The organism is Lachnoclostridium sp. An118 (assembly GCF_002160985.1).
GTDB classification, from domain to species: Bacteria; Bacillota; Clostridia; order Lachnospirales; family Lachnospiraceae; genus Claveliimonas; species Claveliimonas stercoravium.
Map to the genome: position 1 here is coordinate 40,682 of NZ_NFLQ01000013.1, position 16,087 is coordinate 56,768.

A 16,087-nucleotide genomic window follows, 5' to 3' on the forward strand; every position below is an offset into this window, starting at 1 on the left:
TTAATACTATTATAGAATACGCAAAAGAGGGAAGTCAAGGATATTTGCGCAGTTGTTTAAACAAGTATGGCTTGACATGTTTAAACAAGTGTGCTATTTTATACTTGTTCAAACAAGTTGGAACGGATTACTGTGGAAAAAGGAGAGGAAACAATGGCAAAGTATGAGAATGATGTCAAGCAGCTTCTGACCCTCATAGGGGGGAAGGAGAACATCCAGGCTGTCTCACACTGCATGACAAGGATGCGGTTTGTCCTGATCGATCCGAAGAAGGCAGATGAGAAAGCCATCGAGAGGATCCCCAGCGTAAAGGGAACCTTTACACAGGCGGGACAGTACCAGGTCATCATCGGGAACGATGTGGCTGTATTTTACAATGAATTTACCGCGTACGCCGGCATCGAGGGCGTCAGCAAGGACGCTGTGAAAGCGGCGGCCAAGACGAACCAGAACCCGGCGCAGAAGGTCATGAGCGCTCTGGGTGAGATCTTCGCGCCCCTGATCCCGGCCCTCATCTGCGGAGGTCTTGTGCTCGGCTTCAGGAACGTGATTGGCGAGATCAACTTCTTCAACGACGGCACACAGAGCCTGGCGGATATCTCCCAGTTCTGGGCAGGTACATACAACTTCCTGTGGCTCATCGGCGAGGCGGTCTTCCACCTGCTCCCCGTCGGCATTGTCTGGTCCATCACAAAGAAGATGGGGACTACCCAGATCCTGGGCATCGTGCTCGGACTGACACTGGTGTCCTCCCAGCTCCTAAACGGCTTCAGCGTGGCGGATACCCCCGCAGCAGACATTCCGGTGTGGGATTTCGGCTTCGCCAAGGTGGAGATGATCGGCTACCAGGGACAGGTCATCGCGGCCATGATGGCGGGCTTTGTCCTCGTCTACCTGGAGAAATTCTTTAAGAAGCACTGTCCGGAAGTGATCAGCATGATCGTTGTTCCCTTCTGCTCCCTTGTGCCCGCGGTCATCATCGCCCACACGATTGTAGGCCCCATCGGCTGGAAGATCGGCGATGCCATCGCAAACGTGGTCTACAACGGACTGATGTCACCCTTCGGCGTGGCCTTCGCAGGACTCTTCGGCCTCCTGTACGCGCCCATCGTCATGACCGGTCTCCACCACATGACAAACGCCATCGACTCCCAGCTCACAAGCCTTTACGAGGGCACCATCCTGTGGCCCATGATCGCTCTTTCCAACATCGCCCAGGGCTCCGCTGTGCTGGCTATGTCCATCCTGCAGAAGAAAAATGAGAGAGCGCAGCAGGTCAACATCCCGGCGTGCATCTCCTGCTATCTGGGCGTTACAGAGCCTGCCCTCTTCGGTGTCAACCTGAAATACGGCTTCCCCCTTGTGTGCGGCATGATCGGCTCTGCCATCGCGGCCATGATCTCCGTGGGCAGCGGCGTGCAGGCATTCAGTATCGGTGTGGGCGGCCTTCCGGGCATCCTGTCCATCAAGCCGGAGTTCTATCTGTACTTCCTGCTTGCCATGGCAGTGGCTATCGCGGTCCCCTTCATCCTGACCATGATCGTCGGCAGCAGGAAGCTGTCAAAGGAGGCCCTCCTCGGCGAGGACGCAGTGGCGGCAGAAGCGGCAGCTGATACGCAGAGCGGGGCCGAGGGACAGGCCGCTGATGAGGACAAGGAGAGCGCAGCGGAGGCAGCAGAGCCTCTCACAGAGCTGAAGGCCGGCCTTACCGGAAAGGTCATTCCTCTTGACGATGTGCCGGACAATGTATTTTCCCAGCATGTGATGGGAGACGGCATTGCCATTGAGCCGGAGAGCGACACCGTAGTGGCGCCGGCTGACGCCACAGTGAACGCGGTCATGGCAGACACAGGCCACGCCTGCGGACTTACCTTCGCCAACGGCATGGAGCTGCTCATCCACATCGGTGTGGACACCGTGGATATGAACGGAGACGGATTTACCCTGCTGGTAAGTGAAGGCCAGAAGGTAAAGGCGGGCACTCCACTGATCCGCTTTGACAAGGAGAAGATCCGGGCGGCATGCCATCCGTCCGTGACAGTCTTCATCGTGACAGAGGAAGGAAACGCAAAGGACATCCAGTACCTGTCCGGCATGGAGGCCGTGGCAGGGGAGACACCAGTGGTACGTTTTCAGTAGACAGGAGGAAGAGCAAGATGGCAGATTTTAAGAAGAGCGTTGTATATCAGATCTATCCCAAGTCCTTTTACGACACAAACGGCGACGGGCTGGGCGACCTGAAGGGCGTGACAGCAAAGCTGGACTATATCAGGGAGCTGGGTGTGGACTACATCTGGATGACCCCCTTCTTCGTGTCCCCCCAGAACGACAACGGCTACGATGTGGAGGACTACTATAACATCGATCCGAGATACGGCACCATGGAGGACTTTGAGGAGCTCTCCAGGGAGGCCGCCAAGCGGGGCATCAAGCTGATGCTGGACATGGTCTTCAACCACACATCCAGCCATCACGAGTGGTTCCAGAAGGCGCTGGCAGGAGACCCCAAATATAAAGATTACTACATTTTTAAGAAGGGAAAGGCCAACGGAGAGCCCCCCACAAACTGGGAGAGCAAGTTCGGCGGAAACGCCTGGGAGTACGTGGAAAAGTTTGACGAGTACTACCTCCACCTCTTCGACGTGTCCCAGCCGGACCTGAACTGGGACAACGAGGAAGTGAGAAAAGAAATCCAGAAGGTGGTGAGATTCTGGATGTCCAAGGGCGTGAAGGGCTTCCGCTTTGACGTCATCAACCTGATCAGCAAAGACAGGTTTGAGGACGACTACGAGGGAGACGGCCGCCGCTTCTACACCGACGGGCCCAACATCCACAAGTATCTCCAGGAGCTCAATGAGGCCACCTTCGGCACAGACGCTGAGATCATCACCGTGGGAGAGATGTCCAGCACCACCATGGAGAACTGCTACCGCTACGCGGGTGAGGACGGAAAGGAGCTGTCCATGGTGTTCAGCTTCCACCACCTGAAGGTGGATTTCATGGGGAATGAGAAATGGGTCATCGTGCCCTTTGACTTCCTGAAGCTGAAGAACATCCTCTTTGACTGGCAGACCCACATGGCGGAGCACCACGCCTGGAACGCAGTGTTCTGGTGCAACCATGACCAGCCAAGAGTGGTATCCAGGTTCGGAAATGAGAAGAAATACTGGAAGGAGTCGGCCAAGATGCTGGCCGCTGCCATCCACTGCCTGCGGGGCACGCCTTACATCTACCAGGGCGAGGAGCTGGGCATGACAAATGCCGGATTTACGGACATTTCCCAGTACAAAGATGTGGAGAGCCTGAACCATTTCCGCATCCTCCAGGAGAAGGGGCTGAGTGAGGAGAACGCCTACCAGATCCTGCAGATCCACTCCCGGGACAACAGCCGCACGCCCATGCAGTGGACAGCCGGCGAAAACGGCGGCTTCACGGAAGGAAAGCCCTGGATAGAGGTCAACAAAAACTGCACCGCCATCAACGCTGAGGCGGAGCTGAGGGATGAGACCTCCGTGTTTGCCTTCTACAAAAAGCTGGTACAGCTGAGAAAAGACTATGACATAATCGCATACGGAGATTTTGAGCCGAAAGCAGAAAAAAATCTTTCCATTTTTGCCTATAAGCGGTATTATAGAGGAAAGGAGCTTCTGGTGATCAACAATTTCTACGGCACACCGGTCCGCTGGGACGCGGGTGAGGATCTGGAGACCTATGAATGCCTGCTGGGCAACTACAGCGAGCAGGACCTGAAGGGAACAGAAGCAGCTTTAAAACCATACGAAACAATGATTTTGTATAAGTAAGAGAGGAGAAAGCAAAATGAAAACATTTAACTACACCATCAAGGACGAACTGGGGATCCACGCAAGACCGGCAGGACTTCTCGTAAAAGAGGCAAAGAAGTTTGAGTCCAAGATCACTCTGTCCGGAAATGGAAAATCTGCTGAGGCAGGAAAACTCCTTGCTATCATGGGCATGGGATTAAAGCAGGGCGCAGAGCTTACAGTGACAGCTGAGGGTGCTGACGAGGACGCAGCTATCGCGGCTATGCAGGAATTCCTGGAGAAGAATTTATAAACTCCAGGGGCAGGGCACGTAAGTAAGAAGAAAGGAGTGCGCCATGAAAACTTATCAGGGTAAATCCATACTGAAAGGAACTGCCATTGGAAGGATCCTTTACTATTCCAAGGAAGAGCAGATGGTGCAGAGAAAGAGCATAGACGATCCGGAGGCGGAGTGGAAGCGCTTTGAGGATGCCAAGGAGCAGGCCTCAGAGCAGCTGAACGCCCTCTATGAGAAGGCGCTGAAGGAGGTGGGCGAGCAGGGAGCCGCCATCTTCGAGGTGCACGGCATGATGCTGGAGGACGATGACTTCAACGACTCCATTAAAAACATGATCAAGAACCAGAAGGTCAACGCGGAGTACGCGGTGGCCACCACAGGGGACAATTTCTCCATGATGTTCGCCCAGATGGAGGACGAGTACTTCAAGGCCAGGTCCGCTGATATCAAGGATATAGCGGAGAGGGTAGTGGGTATCCTCCAGGGCAGGCACGCGGCGGGAGACCTGGGCGACGAGCCTGTTATCCTGGCGGCCAAAGACCTGGCTCCCAGCGAGACCGTGCAGATGGACAAATCCAAGCTCCTTGGATTTGTGACAGAGCTGGGGTCCGCCAACTCCCACACAGCCATCCTGGCCCGTACCATGAACATCCCGGCCCTCATCGGCATTCCGGTGGACGCGGAGCTGGACGGAAAGATGGCGATCATCGACGGGGTGAAGGGTGAGCTGATCGTGGAACCGGACGAGGAGACACTGGCTCATTATCAGAGCAGGAAGCAGGAAGAACAGAAGCAGAGAGAGCTTCTCCAGCAGTTAAAGGGGAAAGAGGACATCACTCTTGACGGAAAGAAGATACGCCTCTACGCCAACATCGGAAGCGTGGGCGATGTGGCCAGAGTCCTGGCCAACGACGCGGGCGGTATCGGACTTTTCAGAAGTGAGTTCCTCTACCTGGAGAAGGACACCTTCCCGACAGAGGAGGAGCAGTTCCAGGCTTACCGCACAGTGGCGGAGACCATGGCCGGAAAGAAGGTCATCATCCGGACCCTGGACATCGGCGCGGACAAGCAGGCGGACTACTTCAACCTGGCCCACGAGGACAATCCGGCCATGGGCTACCGGGCCATCCGCATCTGCCTGGACCAGCCGGAAATCTTCAAGACCCAGCTGCGGGCGCTCCTCCGGGCCAGCGCATACGGAAGCATCGGCATCATGTTCCCCATGATCATCTCCGTGAAGGAGGTGCAGCAGGCCAAGCAGTATGTGGCTGATATCAAGGCGGAGCTGGATGAAAACGGCATCCCCTACGGGGATGTGGAGCTGGGCGTCATGATCGAGACGCCGGCCGCGGTCATCATCAGCGAGCAGCTTGCAAAGGAAGTGGATTTCTTCAGCATCGGGACCAACGACCTGACCCAGTACACGCTGGCTATTGACCGTCAGAACGCCAAGCTGGACAACATCTACGACTCCCATCACCCGGCCGTGCTGGAGATGATCCGCATGACAGTGGAGAACGGCCACAAGGGCGGCTGCTGGGTAGGCATCTGCGGAGAGCTTGGAGCGGACACCACACTGACGGAGGACTTCCTGAAGATGGGCGTGGACGAACTGTCCGTGACACCGGGAAGCGTGCTCCCCATCCGCGAGATCATCCGGAATACATCCGTGAAATAAAAAAGTGAAAGCCGCTGCCAGATTGCCAAAGGGCAGGGCTTTAAGAGAAGGGCAGGAGAGCGTCTCCTGCTCTTTTTACGTGCAAAAAAGCCGTCCGGCGAGGTGCGCAAAGAGTCTTTGCGTGACTTTTCGGGCAAAATCAGATATGCTGAAAGCAGATAAGCCAGTGGTCACTTGCGGGGAGGAGGAAGGAAGATGGCAAAGATCGGAAGGTCTGATCCGGACGTGGAGATGCTCACCAGACTGGCGGAAGCATTGGACACAGATATTCAGCTGCTCATATACGGAGAGCCGAAAAAGCGTGACATGAAACAGATCCGCAGAGCGGCGGCCAGGCTGGCTGTCATCCTGCTGCTGTATGTGATCTTCCAGATCATTGCCGGGTACGAGGAGGATGCGGCCCGGACCAGGTTTGCGATGCCTGGCATCAGTCTCTTTATGAGACTTACAGGGTATCCTGTCCTGTTCCTGTGGGCCGGCAGCGTGGTGACGTCTCTGATTATGGCCGTGACAGGGGGAACATCGCCCTTTTTGGCGCGAAAAGGCATGATCTACAGGGCCGTTTTTGTACCCTTTGCCGGCTGCTTGCTTTTTACGGCGCCTTATTCTCTCTCATTTTTAGCGATGAAGATCTGGGCCTGGGCAGATGTGCTGCTGTACCCGGAAAAGACGATGCGCAGCTATGGATTTAACTTTGGCCCGGTGCTGGGACACATCTATTTTCATATGATGGATTTTATATTTACCTATTCTTTCGGCATATATATGATATGCTTTGCGGCCGGCTGTGTGCTGTGGCTGACAAAAACGGAGAAGAAAAAATGAGGATGCGACCCGGGTTCCACACGGATTTACAAGTGATTTTTGGCATGTTAAAATGTAGACAGGATGCGGAGAAGCTGAGAGAGTACGTGGAGCAGCACAGAGAGTACTTCGAGAGCGTGGATCTGGAGACATACCAGGCCGTGCGGGAGCTGCTGCGCTCAGAGAAAATTCTGAGAGATGCAAGAAAGGACAGAAAGGAGACAGGGGTCAATATGTGCAAGGCGTTGGAGGACCTGTATCAGAACGGTGTGGATACGGGCATGGGACAGAAAATAGAGCAGGGTGTGGAGCGGGCCGAAGAATACACGGCGGCCTGCCGGAGAAAGGATGAAAGAGAGGGGAGGAACAACACATGCATGAACTGACAAAACTGATCCGGGAGGACATGAAGCCGGCTCTCGGAGTGACGGAGCCGGGAGCCATCGCCTTTGCGGCGGCGAAGGCAAGGAGCTGTGTGCCGGGAGAGGTGGAGAGCGTCGCTGTCTCCATGAACAGCGGCATGTACAAAAATGCTTTCACCTGCGGCATCCCCGGCACTGACCAGGTGGGGAGCGTCTACGCGGCGGCCCTTGGGACAGTGGCCGGGGATCCGGAGAAAGGGCTGGAGTGCCTGGCCTGCGTGTCGGAGGAGGACAATGCGAAGGCCAGGGAGCTGATACGGGAAGGGAAGGTAAAGACGGCTCTTGACAGCATCTCCAGCCGCATTTTTATCGAGGCCGGTGTGACGACGGAGGCGGGAACCGCTGTCGTCACCATACAGGACACACACACCAATATCGTGAAGATCACTGTGAACGGGAAAACGGTCTTTGAGAAGGCGCAGGAGATGACAGGGGATACGGCCGGAGAGAAGGCAGGAGAAGCCCACGCTATCCACAGCTATACGCTGGCGGAGCTGGTAGACTATATAGAGGATGTGGACGCAGCGGAGCTGGACTTCATCCGTGAGGCCTATGAGGTCAATCTGAAGCTCTTCCAACTGGGACTTGAGAGCCCCAAGACCACCTTTGCCCGCCACCTTCTGAAGCTCAACGGAGGGCAGGTGATCTCGGACAACGAGCAGGCCACAGCGTCCCTCCTGTGCAACGGCGCCATCGAGGCCAGGGTCATCGGGCTGGACGCTCCTGCCATGAGCATCACGGGCTCCGGGGCCCACGGCATCATCGCTACCATGCCGCTTTACGCGGCGTACCGGGTGAACGGCTATCCGGAGGAGCAGCTCCTTCGGGCTACAGCCCTTTCCTATCTTGTGTGCATGTACATCAAAGAGTACTCGGGCAGGCTGTCCGCCTTCTGCGGGTGCGCCATAGCGGCGGGATCGGGCATGGCCTGCGGCCTTGTGTGGCTGCGGGGCGGCACTGTGAAGGAGATGGCCCACACTCTGAACAACATGGCCAGCAGCATCACGGGCATGATCTGTGACGGGGGGAACCAGGGCTGTACCATGAAGGGCATCGCGGCAGTTGACGCGGCATACAAGTCCGTGGAGTTTGCCATGAACGGCATCTATATAGCGGACGTCCACGGCATCAACGGGAAGACGCCGGAGGAGACCATGCGGAACATGGGCCGGATTGCCTCCCCTGGCATGACGGGGACGGAGAAGACCATCGTGGAGATCTTTGACGCCAAGCAAAAGAAAAGAGGGGGACATGCCTAACTGCTGGCCTGTTCCCCTGCCTGGGAACGGCTAAGAGCGATGATGGCTCCGGTCGTGAGGAACAGGCCGGCCACAGAGAGCACAGAGGGCGTCTCGTGGAAAAATAAAAAGCCAAACAGCATGGCGGCGGCCGGCTCGCTTGCCGCCAGGATGGAGGCGATGCCCGCGTCGATGCGGGAGATGGATGTGGTGTAGAAGATATAGGGCAGAGCAGAAGTCACAAGGGAGTGGAGCAGCATGAAAAAGGGCATGCCAATGCCTCCCTCCCTGAGTATCCGTCCGATGCAGCCGGGGTCCGTGCCTGGGATCAGAAGGAGGAGGGACGAGACCAGGCAGTAGAAGGTGATGGTGAGAGCGTGGTATCCCTTTCCCGCCGCAGCTTTGCTGAAAATGCTGTACAGGGCGTAGAAGAAGGCGGAGCCAATGCCGCAGAGGACGGCAAGGGGAGAGACCGAGGGGGCGGCTCCGCTCTCCAGCACCTCGCTTACCAGGACACAGCCAAAGAGAGCAGCGGCCATGCAGAGAGTCTTTTGCATGGTCATTTTTTCGTGGAAGAGCAGGGCGGACAGAGAAACCACGAAAACGGGTGACATGGAGAGGAGCACGGAGGCCAGGGCCAGCGTGCCGTGCTTGATGGCTTCATTGTAAGTGAGATTGATGCCGAACATTCCCAGAATGCCCCCGCCCAGGAAAATCCACAGATCAGCCGGGCGTATCCTGAGAAGACGCCTGTCGTACACAAAAAGGAGAAGGCCGAGGATAGCCACAGAGACGATGATCCTGGAAAAGAGCATAGTGAAGTTATCCATGCCAAGGGCGTCAAAGCTGCGGACAAATATACCGCCGGACCCCCACATAATGCCTGAGAGGACCGGCATGAGAAGAATCAGTTTTTCTTTTGCAGAAGCCTTTGTGTCCATATTCCGATCCGCCATCCTTTGTATCCTGCTGCCCCTTCCGGGCGCTGATATTATCATAGCACCTGAGAGGAGGGGACACAAGATGCCATACACTTTTTCACGCGGCTGGAAATAAGAGATTCTCAGTGTTCATATTCCCTGTTTTCTGTTATAATAAAGACAAATCTCTGCCGGGAGGGACGGAACATGGGCGGACAGAAAAAGCCACCTCTTTACAAAAGCTTCGGCTATGCCTTTGAGGGCATTTTTGCCGTGATCAGAAAAGAGAGGAACATGAAGATACACTGCTGCATGATGGTCCTGGTCATTGCTGCGGGACTGTTTTTTCAGATATCGGCAGCAGAGTGGTGTGTCTGTTTTGTGCTCTTTGGCCTGATCATGTCCCTGGAGCTTGTGAACACGGCGGTGGAGTCCGTGGTGGACCTGGTGACGGAGGAGAGGCATCCCCTTGCCAAGCTGGCAAAGGACGCGGCGGCGGGTGCTGTGCTGATCGCCTCCATCATGGCTGCGGCCGCCGGGCTCATCATCTTCATACCCAGGGGCTGGCAGTTCCTCCTGGGCCTTATGGGATAGGCGAAGCGCCCGCCGGGCCGGGCGGCAGAGAACAACAGGATAGGAAAGACAGACATAGTGAAGGGAGAGATTTCTATGGAAAACTTTGGAGACGGCATCAAAAAACTTCTGCTGGCAGGCATCGGAGCTGTGGCGGTGACGACAGAAAAGTCAAAGGAAGTGCTGGACGAGATGGTGAAAAAGGGTGAGCTGACCGTGGAGCAGGGGAAAGCCCTGAACGAGGAGCTCAAGCACAATATCAAGAAGACTATGAAGGAGAAGGTCAATGTGTCCGTAAAGACATCCACGCCGGAGGAGCTGGACGCGCTCCTGGACCGCATGACGCCGGAGCAGATCGAGGCTCTGAAGGCCCGCATCCAGGCTATGGAGTCTGAGGCGGACGGAGCAGAGGAGGCCGCGGAGTCCGCAGACCTGGAGGAAGAAGAGGCCCATGAGTAGGCTGGACGTGGCGGACGACCGGGAGACGGGGCAGTACAAGAGCCGGCTCCGGGAGATGACGGCTGTCCTCCATAAATATGAGATAACCAAGGGGCTGACGCCGGAGAAGCTCCGGATGATACTGGAGGACCTGGGACCTACCTTCATAAAAATAGGGCAGGTCATGTCCATGCACTCGGATATCCTTCCAAAGAGATACTGCGATGAGCTGATGAAGCTCCGCTCGGACGTAAAGCCCATGCCGTTCTCAGAGGTGTCGGAGGTGCTGGACGAATCCTACGGCTGTCCCTGGGGTGCTGTTTTCCGGGAGATCAGTGAGAAGCCGCTGGGGTCGGCCTCCATTGCCCAGGTGCACAGAGCGGTCTTAAAGGACGGCTCCCCTGTGGTCATCAAGGTGCAGAGGAAGGGGATCTACGGCGTCATGGCCAGGGATATCTCCCTCCTGAGAAAGGCGGTGAGGCTTCTTCCGCCGGTGAGCATCAAGGGCATGGTGGATCTGGATATGGTCCTGGGAGAGCTGTGGGATGTGACCCGGGAGGAGATGAACTTTCTCACGGAGGCTGCCAACATGGAGGAGTTTGCCAGGAAAAACGATGGCATCGCCTACGTTGGCTTTCCTGTGCTGTACCAGGAATACACGACGGTCCACGTGCTTGTCATGGAGTACATCGACGGTTTTGGGATAGACGAGAAGGAGAAGCTGCTGGAAAACGGCTATGACCTGAAGGAAGTGGGAAGCCGGCTGGCGGACAACTATATGAAGCAGGTGATAGAGGACGGGTTTTTCCACGCGGACCCGCACCCCGGCAATCTGCGCATCAGGGACGGCAAGATCATCTGGATCGACATGGGCATGATGGGGCGCCTCACAGAGCGGGACAGGGAGCTCATCGCCAAGGCTGTCCGGGGTGTGGCCCTGAACGATGTGGGGCTGATACAGGAGGCGGTCATGGCCCTGGGAGAATTCAAGGAAAATCCGGACCCGAGCCGGCTCTACGAGGACATCAGCAGTCTCCTGTCCAAATACGGCACCGTGGATATGGGAGATATCGATGTGGCGGAGGTCATGATGGACCTGATGGAGGTCATGAAGGAGAACCGGATCATCATGCCCCACGGCCTGACTATGCTGGCCAGAGGCCTGACCCATATGGAGGGGGTGCTGGCTGATATAGCCCCGGAGATCAACATGGTGGAGATCGCGGCGGGGCGCATCAAGGCGAACATCGTTAAGAATTTTGACTGGAAGAAGGAGTTGAAAGGCGGAGGAAAGACGCTGTACCGGGCCGTGCAGAGGGCCCTGGACATCCCGGTGCTGGTCTCGGACGCCGTGCAGGGGTATCTGAAGGGACAGACAAAGGTGAACCTGGACCTGCACGCCTCGCCGGAGCTTGCCAGGCTCCTCCGGAGGATGGTGCAGAATATTGTCATGGGACTGTGGGTCATGGCGCTCCTCATCAGCTCCAGCATCATCTGTACCACGGACATGAGGCCAAAGATATGGGGCATCCCGGCGCTGGGTGCCTTCGGCTATCTCATTGCCTTTGTCATTGTCATGTATGTATTTCTGAAGCATCTGTTTTCAAAAAAATAGAGATACGGCAGAGCTCGTCTTTCTGCCGTATCTTTATTTTTTGGAGTCTAACCGAGGATCCTATGCATGAGCGGGGAAATCCGCCGCGCTGTCAGAGATGCCAGGACGCAGAGAAGGAAATCACCGGAGGCTGTCAGGATAAAGCAGTTGAATATCACCACGCTCCATGGCACCGGCGTGTCAAGCACATAGTTGCTGACAAAATAGTAGTACAGATTGCCGGACAGATACATGACGGTAAACCCTGCCATGGAGATGCCCAGATAGGCAAAAATATGCCTGGGATGAAAGCGCTCTGTCAGCCAGCCAACGACCGCTGCCGTGAACAGAAAGCCGAGCAGAAAGCCGAAGGTGGGCCGCAGCAGATAGGAGGGGCCTCCGCCCGAGGCGAAGATGGGCACGCCGCACAGCCCGATGAGAAGGTAGATCCCCACGCTGAGGCTCCCGTGCTTCCCGCCAAGGATAAATCCTGCCAGCAGGGCAAAGTAGAACTGGAGCGTGAAGTGCATGGGAAGGGGCTGCACCGGGATGGTGATCTGGATAAAGGCCCCGATAGCTACCAGAGCTGTAAACAGGCCGCACAGAGTCAGAGTCTGTACTTTTCTGTCCGCCCTTGGGACGGAGCTTCCGTTATTGTAATTTGTCAACGATATACACCTCCTGCATGTTTTTTTATTATAGGAGAGCTTCCTTTCGTTGTCAAGAAAAGCAGCGCTGCCAGAAGGCGGCGCTGCTTCGGTCTTATGACTTTTTCTTTTCCCGGAGATTGGCCAGAGACGTGATGAGGAAAGCCAGGCCCGCGGCGGCCAGCATACAGATCAGAAACTGGAGCCCGTGGCCCTCATTTGCCATGGCAGGCGCCACAACAGAGGGGACGTAGGCGGTCCCGCGGACATTGAAAAGGCCTACCAGGGCGCCGGAAGCGCAGGCGCTTATGAGGGCGCCGCCAAAGACGATGCGGCTGGAGAACATGAAGGGGTAAGCGGCCTCCACAAAGGTGCCGAAGCATACATTTACGAGGAAGCCCGGGAGAGCCGCCGCAGCCTGCCCTTTATCCTTGGGGAAGAGCACGTTTGCCAGGGTGATGCCGGCTGACACCATGACGAGGCCTGTCATGTCGATGGCTCCCAGGAAGCTGAAGCCGGCCTCCTCCATCTCCAGGAGGACGATGGGCAGGATAGCCGCATGGTACACACCTCCGATGATGGCCGGCCAGATCAGAACGCCAGCCAGGGCTCCCGCCAGCACCGGATTGATGTCAATGGCGGCATTGATGGCGTCGCAGATGAGATTGCCAAGCCAGAGGGCCGCGGGCGATATGAGGTACATGCCGATGAGTCCGGCGGCCAGCCCGCCCAGTCCGCCGGCAGCGATATTAGCCGTTGTCCCCGGAATGTTGTGGCGGAAACAGAAGATACTTATGTAGTAGGAGAAGACACCGGCCACGATACCTGCGATCAGTCCGCCGATGATGCCGCCGTCCACAGCCAGCACGCCGGAGACGATACCGGCCACCACGCCCACTTCCTCCAGGCCCGACACCTGTCTGGCGGCTATGGCGCAGATGACCACCGGGATGGAGGCCACCAGCGTGTCAAACACACCGGACAGGTCCGAAAGGACAGGGATGCGGCTGATGGCAAGGCAGAGAGCCATGGCAATGAAAGCCGGGAGGCTTGTCATCATGATGCCCCGGAAATTGATGCGCTTCCATATGTTGGTCTGGAGATTTTCAGCGGCCTGGGCTCCTGTCTTTCCGATGACGGGGCGGTAGCGGACGCCCCACTCCCTGGCAAAGGCGGTGGTGAAGGCCACGGCCCTTGTGCGGCTGGTGGTCCCTGTGGTGCCGGAGGCGGAGAGGACTCTTCCGCCCATGCTCTGCACCTTTGCCACGGAGCTGCCGCCGGTGCCGGCCAGGGGGAGCTCCGCTTCTATGGCGGCCTGGAATGTGAGGTGGTTGACCTTTTCAGGCTCCGCGCTGACGAACATGACGCCGTCAATCTGCCCTTCACGGACCATCTGTGCGATCCGGGCATCCACCTCCAGAGCCGCCTCGTTGATCTGGGAGAGGGTGCCCTCCTTTTCCAGATGCAGCTCTCCATCCTTCCAGGTGAACAGCCTTGCAGGGCTGTCCGGCCCTGCCGTGTCCAGACTGGAGGATGCCAGTATATACTGCACGGCGGCCACCTGCATCTGGGCGGCCCCTGTCTGCAGAAGGATCTCCTTCATCATGCCATGGATGTCACTTCCGCCCTGCTTAAAGAGATTGCCTCCGCTGCTTCCTATAAATGCGATTTTTTTCATGCACTTTCCTCCTCTACTACTTTATCAAGGTAAACTACTAACAACTTAAACAGTATACCATACAGAAGTGCGGAGCGCAAGATTTTATGTGTCTTGTCACATGTAAAGAATAGTGTTATACTATGTAAAGCTCATGCAAAAAAGGAGAAAGCAATATGGATATCAGAGATGAGATCAACCAATTAAAAAAGGAAAAGGACGCAGTGATCCTGGCGCACTATTACGTGCGTCCGGAGGTGCAAGAGATTGCCGACTATACGGGGGACTCGTTTTATCTGAGCCGGACAGCGGAAAAGCTGACCAGCAAGGTGCTTGTCTTTGCCGGCGTGTCCTTTATGGGAGAGAGCGCCAAGCTCCTGAACCCGGAAAAGGTGGTGCTCATGCCGGATCTGTCAGCGGACTGCGCCATGGCCCATATGGCAGATGCGGGGACTATCCGCAAAATGCGGGATACATACGAAGACCTGGCGGTGGTGTGCTACATCAACTCCACGGCTGAGCTGAAAAGGCATTCTGATGTGTGCGTCACCTCCGCCAATGCGGTGAAGATCGTAAGAGAGCTCCCGAACAAGAATATCTTCTTTATACCGGACAGGAACCTGGCCCGGTTCGTGGCCGCCAAGGTGCCGGAAAAGCATTTTGTGTTCAATGCCGGGTATTGCCCGGTCCATGAGGAGATGAAGCGGGAGGAGATAGAGCGGCTGAAGCTGCGGCATCCGGAGGCACCGGTGCTGGTACACCCGGAATGTCCCGCCGCCATCTGCGATATGGCGGATTATGTGGGGAGCACCTCGGGGATCATCAGGTATGCCGGTGAGAGCTCCGCCAGGGAATTCATTATCTGCACGGAGAGCGGGGTGCGCTGCGAGTTGCAGAAACAGGACCCGGACAAAGTATTTTATTTCCCGGATACAGAGCCGGTCTGTAAAGATATGAAGCTGATCACACTCGAGAAGATAAGAGATGTGCTGAGAACAGGGGAAAATGCGCTGCAGGCAGAGGAAGGCTCTGCCAGCCGGGCCAGGGAGCCTCTGGAGAGAATGCTGGCCCTGGCGGCAAAACAGGAAAAAGGGGTGGAATAAAATGAAGATAAATGCAGACGCAGTCATCGTGGGGACCGGCGTGGCGGGCCTTTTTGCCGCCCTGAGCCTTCCCCGGGAGCTGGAGGTTGTCATGATCACAAAGGCGGACCTGGAGAGCAGTGATTCCTTTCTGGCACAGGGCGGGATCTGTGTGCTCCGTGACGAGGAGGACTATGACAGCTATTTTGAGGATACGATGCGTGCCGGTCACTACGAGAACCGCAGGGAGTCTGTGGACATCATGATACGCGGCTCCCGCCAGGTCATCAGGAGGCTGGTAGGGTACGGAGTGGAATTCGAGAGAGATGGGAAGGTGCGCGGGTGTCCTGGCAAGGCGGGGAGAGGAAAGGATCGCCATACGGGCGCCATTTACCATCCTGGCAAGCGGAGGCATCGGCGGGAGATACCGGCACTCCACCAATTTTCCCCACCTGACAGGAGACGCCATTGACATTGCAAAAAAGCATGGCATCCGGCTGGAGCATCTGGATTACGTGCAGATCCATCCCACCACGCTCTACTCCAGGAAACCGGGGCGACGGTTCCTCATCTCCGAGTCCGTGAGGGGAGAGGGAGCCCTGCTGCTGGACCGGCACGGAGAGAGATTTGTGGATGAGCTGCTTCCCAGGGATGTGGTGACAAAGGCGATCCTGGAGCAGATGGAAAAGGACGGGACGGACCACGTATGGCTGTCGATGGAGCCCATTCCGAGAGAGAAGATACTCAGCCATTTCCCCCATATCTGCCAGCGCTGCCTGGAGGGAGGGTATGATGTGACAAGGGAGTGGATCCCCGTGGTGCCGGCGCAGCACTATTTTATGGGCGGCATCTGGGTGGACAGCGAGAGCAGGACCTCCATGCCGGGACTCTACGCGGCGGAGGATATTGCCCGCAGAACAGTCCAGGATACTCTGGACATGGCAGCGGAAAAAATAGTATAATAAAAAACAG

Annotated in this window: 14 protein-coding genes and 1 pseudogene; 12 read left to right on the top strand and 3 right to left on the bottom strand. The window is 56.5% G+C overall.

What is annotated here, in order from left to right:
* Positions 1–153 precede the first annotated feature (153 nt).
* The 7 genes from treP to B5E62_RS11565 all read left to right on the top strand — a co-directional run bounded on the left by treP (position 154) and on the right by B5E62_RS11565 (position 8,225).
* Positions 154–2,139, top strand: coding sequence for a PTS system trehalose-specific EIIBC component (treP, locus tag B5E62_RS11535; protein ID WP_087174722.1), 1,986 nt, complete (start codon positions 154–156; stop codon positions 2,137–2,139).
* 17 nt (positions 2,140–2,156) lie between these two features.
* A complete protein-coding gene (gene treC / locus B5E62_RS11540; protein WP_087174723.1) occupies positions 2,157–3,803 on the top strand; it encodes an alpha,alpha-phosphotrehalase in 1,647 nt (548 codons plus the stop codon).
* A 16-nt stretch (positions 3,804–3,819) separates the two neighbouring features.
* Positions 3,820–4,077, top strand: coding sequence for an HPr family phosphocarrier protein (locus tag B5E62_RS11545; RefSeq protein WP_033124236.1), 258 nt, complete (start codon positions 3,820–3,822; stop codon positions 4,075–4,077).
* A 43-nt stretch (positions 4,078–4,120) separates the two neighbouring features.
* Positions 4,121–5,740, top strand: a complete 1,620-nt coding sequence (ptsP, locus tag B5E62_RS11550; RefSeq protein WP_087174724.1) for a phosphoenolpyruvate--protein phosphotransferase — start codon at positions 4,121–4,123, stop codon at positions 5,738–5,740.
* Positions 5,741–5,935: 195 nt separating this feature from the next.
* A complete protein-coding gene (locus tag B5E62_RS11555) occupies positions 5,936–6,565 on the top strand; it encodes a hypothetical protein (RefSeq protein WP_087174725.1) in 630 nt (209 codons plus the stop codon).
* Between the two features lie 44 nt (positions 6,566–6,609).
* A complete protein-coding gene (locus tag B5E62_RS11560; RefSeq protein WP_143468863.1) occupies positions 6,610–6,930 on the top strand; it encodes a hypothetical protein in 321 nt (106 codons plus the stop codon).
* Entirely contained in the window at positions 6,918–8,225 is a 1,308-nt protein-coding gene (locus B5E62_RS11565) for an L-cysteine desulfidase family protein (RefSeq protein ID WP_087174727.1), read from the top strand. The genes B5E62_RS11560 and B5E62_RS11565 overlap by 13 nt, the downstream gene beginning before the upstream one ends.
* Here the strand turns inward: B5E62_RS11565 and B5E62_RS11570 are convergent.
* Positions 8,222–9,160: a DMT family transporter gene (locus B5E62_RS11570; RefSeq protein ID WP_162610303.1), complete on the bottom strand. Its 939-nt coding sequence runs from the start codon at positions 9,158–9,160 to the stop codon at positions 8,222–8,224. The genes B5E62_RS11565 and B5E62_RS11570 overlap by 4 nt on opposite strands.
* A gap of 171 nt (positions 9,161–9,331) precedes the next feature.
* Between B5E62_RS11570 and B5E62_RS11575 the strand changes: the two genes are divergently transcribed.
* The 3 genes from B5E62_RS11575 to B5E62_RS11585 all read left to right on the top strand — a co-directional run bounded on the left by B5E62_RS11575 (position 9,332) and on the right by B5E62_RS11585 (position 11,750).
* Entirely contained in the window at positions 9,332–9,718 is a 387-nt protein-coding gene (locus tag B5E62_RS11575) for a diacylglycerol kinase family protein (protein WP_087174729.1), read from the top strand.
* 75 nt (positions 9,719–9,793) lie between these two features.
* Complete coding sequence (locus B5E62_RS11580; RefSeq protein ID WP_087174730.1) at positions 9,794–10,156, top strand: phasin family protein; 363 nt, start codon at positions 9,794–9,796, stop codon at positions 10,154–10,156.
* Positions 10,149–11,750 carry an ABC1 kinase family protein gene (locus B5E62_RS11585; RefSeq protein ID WP_087174731.1) on the top strand — a complete coding sequence of 534 codons (1,602 nt, stop codon included), beginning with the start codon at positions 10,149–10,151 and terminating at the stop codon, positions 11,748–11,750. The genes B5E62_RS11580 and B5E62_RS11585 overlap by 8 nt, the downstream gene beginning before the upstream one ends.
* 47 nt (positions 11,751–11,797) lie before the next feature.
* Here the strand turns inward: B5E62_RS11585 and B5E62_RS11590 are convergent, their stop codons facing one another.
* Together B5E62_RS11590 and B5E62_RS11595 are read right to left on the bottom strand one after the other, a co-directional pair.
* Positions 11,798–12,397, bottom strand: coding sequence for a biotin transporter BioY (locus B5E62_RS11590; RefSeq protein ID WP_087174732.1), 600 nt, complete (start codon positions 12,395–12,397; stop codon positions 11,798–11,800).
* Positions 12,398–12,491: 94 nt separating this feature from the next.
* Positions 12,492–14,054 (bottom strand): PTS sugar transporter, encoded by a 1,563-nt coding sequence (locus B5E62_RS11595; RefSeq protein WP_087174733.1) that lies wholly within the window; start codon positions 14,052–14,054, stop codon positions 12,492–12,494.
* Between the two features lie 155 nt (positions 14,055–14,209).
* Between B5E62_RS11595 and nadA the strand changes: the two genes are divergently transcribed.
* Together nadA and B5E62_RS17670 are read left to right on the top strand one after the other, a co-directional pair.
* The gene (gene nadA, locus B5E62_RS11600) at positions 14,210–15,136 is read left to right on the top strand and encodes a quinolinate synthase NadA (protein WP_087174734.1); all 927 of its coding nucleotides are present in this window, start codon (positions 14,210–14,212) and stop codon (positions 15,134–15,136) included.
* Between the two features lies 1 nt (position 15,137).
* Positions 15,138–16,077, top strand: a pseudogene (locus B5E62_RS17670) (FAD-binding protein).
* Positions 16,078–16,087: the final 10 nt, after the last annotated feature.